This is a genomic window from Ensifer sp. YR511 (assembly GCF_900103045.1).
GTDB lineage: Bacteria > Pseudomonadota > Alphaproteobacteria > Rhizobiales > Rhizobiaceae > Ensifer > Ensifer adhaerens.
The window spans coordinates 1-3,031 of sequence record NZ_FNGR01000076.1 but is presented as its reverse complement, the minus strand read 5'-3'; the positions used below and the strand labels follow the sequence as shown (position 1 = coordinate 3,031).

The window sequence follows — 3,031 nt, the reverse complement described above, 5'->3', positions numbered from 1 at the left end:
ATCTTAAAATTGCTGCTAGTCATATTACCAACATTACTCCTACCCACTTAGCTAAGTGGGGGAGCATGTCCGGGCCTTTCGGGGGCTAATTCAGGGACCAGATCTGAGGTTGTATAGGCCTTTGGTCGGGCCGGAGTGGTTTTCGTTGGGGTGGCCACTGTGGCCGACGTCCACATTGATCGCTTCAAAGGTACTCATTGCGAATTCCGAGCCAAATTTCTCCCCAAAGCTCATTGCGCTCCGGTCCAAACGTAATCAGACGGCCAAAGCCTCTCATTTACCCAGAACTGTGTTCCGTCAAAATAGGTAGCGCCCGTCACGTCCGGCAACTGGCTCGCTGTATGGAATTTGCATGGTTTCTCGAAGACAAGGAGCCATCCGCTTCTTCTAAGAAGGTCGATTAGTTGCCCCTCTATGACACGACTATGTGTTCCAATAATCATACTCTTGACCTTTGAGTTAATTGCATCAAGAGACGCCGCGACGCTTTTGTACTCGTAACCCTGTATATCCATGTGGATTAGGTCAACCATTACTTCATTTGCTAATAGAGTGGCAATTGGTAATGCTGGGATGAGAACAGATCTACTCTGAATACCACGATAGTCAGTTGATGTTGGTGCTTCCGTTACGCCGCCACCCCAGTCATGAATGCCCTGTGCAGAAAAATGTAACGAACCAGGTACATCTGACACGCCCGCGTGAACTATCTCCGTTTTGATGGACGGTTGGTTTTGATCGCTCCGGGGAAGGCAGTTGTCAGCGAAATGTGTGTTGATCAGTGGCAGCCGTTCTGGATCCGCTTCGACTGCGACCAATCTGAGAGAACTGACTCCCCGCTTCATGGCAAAGTTCGCAGTGCAGACTAGCCATGGCGCGAATCCGGCGCCAAGCTCGTAAACGACCATTTCTTTGCTTCCGGCCTCGACAGCAAAACACGTAGCCAAGATCTCAATCATCTCGCCGTAGAGCCGGTTGTCGGGAAACGGTAGTTCCCCATGCACTGAGGTTCCACCCTCGGGCCGAAAAAATGTATATCGTGTCTTGATGCCAAAACAGTCAATATGGAAACCGACGATCGGCTGGAGGTCTTTCTCCATGTATTTAACGAGTCGGTCGGTATCCTCGTAGTTGTAGCCAATGAAAATCTGGTTGCTATTCAAGTTTTCGATAGGGAACTTCATTTTTGATCGCTTTTGCTTGTGTTGGATCGGTTCTGCAATTTAGCGTAGCTGCCGAAGGTAGTATTGGGCAAGCTTTTATCGCGGAAAGCTCCGATCCGGGATCAAGGGCGAGCGGTACTAGAGTTTTGAACGACGTTGCTTGCTCGGCATGGCGATCCGTGATCCTACTCCGCAATATCGGTCTTGAGCCTTGCGGAATTTCATATCACAAAGCATAGGCATTGTTTCTGGGGGATAGCGATCCATTCCGGGTGCGCCCAGCGTCAGGAAGATAAAATCCCGATATCTCGTTTTGAAGCGTCGCTGTGGCTCCCATTGATCTTTTCGCTGCCCGCCATTGGCCATGGGCGCGTCGGGCCAACGGAAGAACTGACTGACGTGAATGCCGGCCGCGCGGGCGATCTCGGAGAGCGCTGCGCCCGGCTCAAGGCAGGCAGCAACGAGGCTTTCCTTGTCGGCGGGACCAGCGCCGCCGGCCCTCGAAAGATGTGATGACTTCAATCTGATGCTTCGTCATATGACTACTCCTCTTATGTTCGTTTGCAAGTCAGCCGGGCATGGCTTCCCCTTTCGTCTGGCGACGAAAGGCAAACGCTCGGAGTTATTGAACAAAGCAGGAGACAGGGCGCTTCGATGACGGCTGGCATACTCTCATTCGCGGGCTGGATCCGCATTTCCGTATGTTCGTCTGGGGCTGCTTCTGTCTAGTGTCGGGCCTGGATGGCTCTGCCACATAGGAGTATCGAGGGTTCCCGACCGGGCCCCTGCCTCCAACTTTGTTCAACAAACAGATGATTTTGGCGCGCTTACTTTGGGCTGACTACCGGTCTAATACTTCCCGAGCGGCGCAACCTCTTGTCCAATCGCCCATAGGAAAGCCGCCCCGTCTGGCGATAGCAAGGCATCGGGCTTATTCGTGTGCGCTCAGGGAATGAGCGTTGGTATGAATAGCTATGTCTGAACCTATGTCCGAACATAGAACGTTCCATATGATTGAAGCCGTTGCGGATCGGTTGGAGGGCGCGCCGCGGCAGTTTCGACGCTGGTCAGATGAGTTCAAGGCTCAGGCGGTAGCGGCCAGTATGGAGTCTGGGGCGAGCGTTTCGGCGGTGGCGAGACTCATCGGCATTGGTCCCTCGCAGTTGTTCACGTGGCGGCGCAATGCCCGTCTGAAAGCCGAGGCGGTCGTCGATACGGCTCGAAGCGACTGCTCCACCGTGGACATCATCATCGGCGACGCAGTGATCCGCGTGGATGTTGGGATCGACGAGTCTCACCTCGTCAAGCTGATCCGCGCGGTGCGCTCTGCATGATCCCCTCCGGTGCGAAGGTCTTCTTAGCCAGTCACCCAACCGACTTCCGCAAGGGACCCGATAGTCTATTGGCGTTGGTGCGCGACAGCGGCCATGATCCGTTCAATGGCTCACTTTACGTTTTCCGCGCCAAACGAGCAGACAGAACAAAGATCGCCTGGTGGGATGGATCGGGTGTCTGCCTTTATTCGAAGCGGCTGGAGTGAAACCAGTTCGTCTGGCCGAAGATCGGGCCAGCCCGCGTGCGGACGCAGACGAACAGATCGTCAAGTTGAAGCTGATCCTCAAAGCCTTCAATCGATACCGGTATAGCCGCCGCTCGGAAAAGCAGGGCAAGACCATTGACGCGGATCTCGATGAGCAAGGCGCGCTTGTCTTCGAAGAAATCGACACCGGCATCGCGGCGATCGAAGCGCTCGTTGCCACGGGCCGAGATCCAGGGGTAATCCTCCCGCAAAATAACGGGCTTCAAAAGTAGAATTTTCTCGGGCTTTATGATCGAGGAGATTTTGATGAAGACGAGCAGATTTAGCG

At 53.9% G+C, this 3,031-nt stretch carries 4 protein-coding genes and 1 pseudogene; 3 read left to right on the top strand and 2 right to left on the bottom strand.

Going from position 1 to position 3,031, the window contains the following annotated elements:
• Window positions 1-230: 230 nt before the first annotated feature.
• Together BLU15_RS38670 and BLU15_RS38665 are read right to left on the bottom strand one after the other, a co-directional pair.
• Window positions 231-1,184: an FkbM family methyltransferase gene (locus tag BLU15_RS38670; protein WP_090302578.1), complete on the bottom strand. Its 954-nt coding sequence runs from the start codon at window positions 1,182-1,184 to the stop codon at window positions 231-233.
• 117 nt (window positions 1,185-1,301) lie between these two features.
• Window positions 1,302-1,685, bottom strand: coding sequence for a transposase (locus BLU15_RS38665; RefSeq protein ID WP_176960500.1), 384 nt, complete (start codon window positions 1,683-1,685; stop codon window positions 1,302-1,304).
• Between the two features lie 488 nt (window positions 1,686-2,173).
• Between BLU15_RS38665 and BLU15_RS38660 the strand changes: the two genes are divergently transcribed.
• The 3 genes and pseudogenes from BLU15_RS38660 to BLU15_RS40560 all read left to right on the top strand — a co-directional run.
• Window positions 2,174-2,497: a transposase gene (locus tag BLU15_RS38660; protein WP_244546961.1), complete on the top strand. Its 324-nt coding sequence runs from the start codon at window positions 2,174-2,176 to the stop codon at window positions 2,495-2,497.
• Complete coding sequence (gene tnpB / locus BLU15_RS41100; RefSeq protein WP_090302573.1) at window positions 2,494-2,703, top strand: IS66 family insertion sequence element accessory protein TnpB; 210 nt, start codon at window positions 2,494-2,496, stop codon at window positions 2,701-2,703. Before BLU15_RS38660 ends, tnpB begins: the two co-directional genes overlap by 4 nt.
• Window positions 2,704-2,738: 35 nt before the next feature.
• Window positions 2,739-2,936: pseudogene (locus tag BLU15_RS40560) on the top strand (IS66 family transposase); the annotation flags it as partial.
• Window positions 2,937-3,031: the final 95 nt, after the last annotated feature.

Bases quoted from the DNA above. Each gene is read 5' to 3' on its own strand.
- BLU15_RS38670 (WP_090302578.1), bottom strand. From the start codon at position 1,184: ATGAAGTTCCCTATCGAAAACTTGAATAGCAACCAGATTTTCATTGGC.
- BLU15_RS38660 (WP_244546961.1), top strand. From the start codon at position 2,174: ATGATTGAAGCCGTTGCGGATCGGTTGGAGGGCGCGCCGCGGCAGTTT.
- tnpB (WP_090302573.1), top strand. From the start codon at position 2,494: ATGATCCCCTCCGGTGCGAAGGTCTTCTTAGCCAGTCACCCAACCGAC.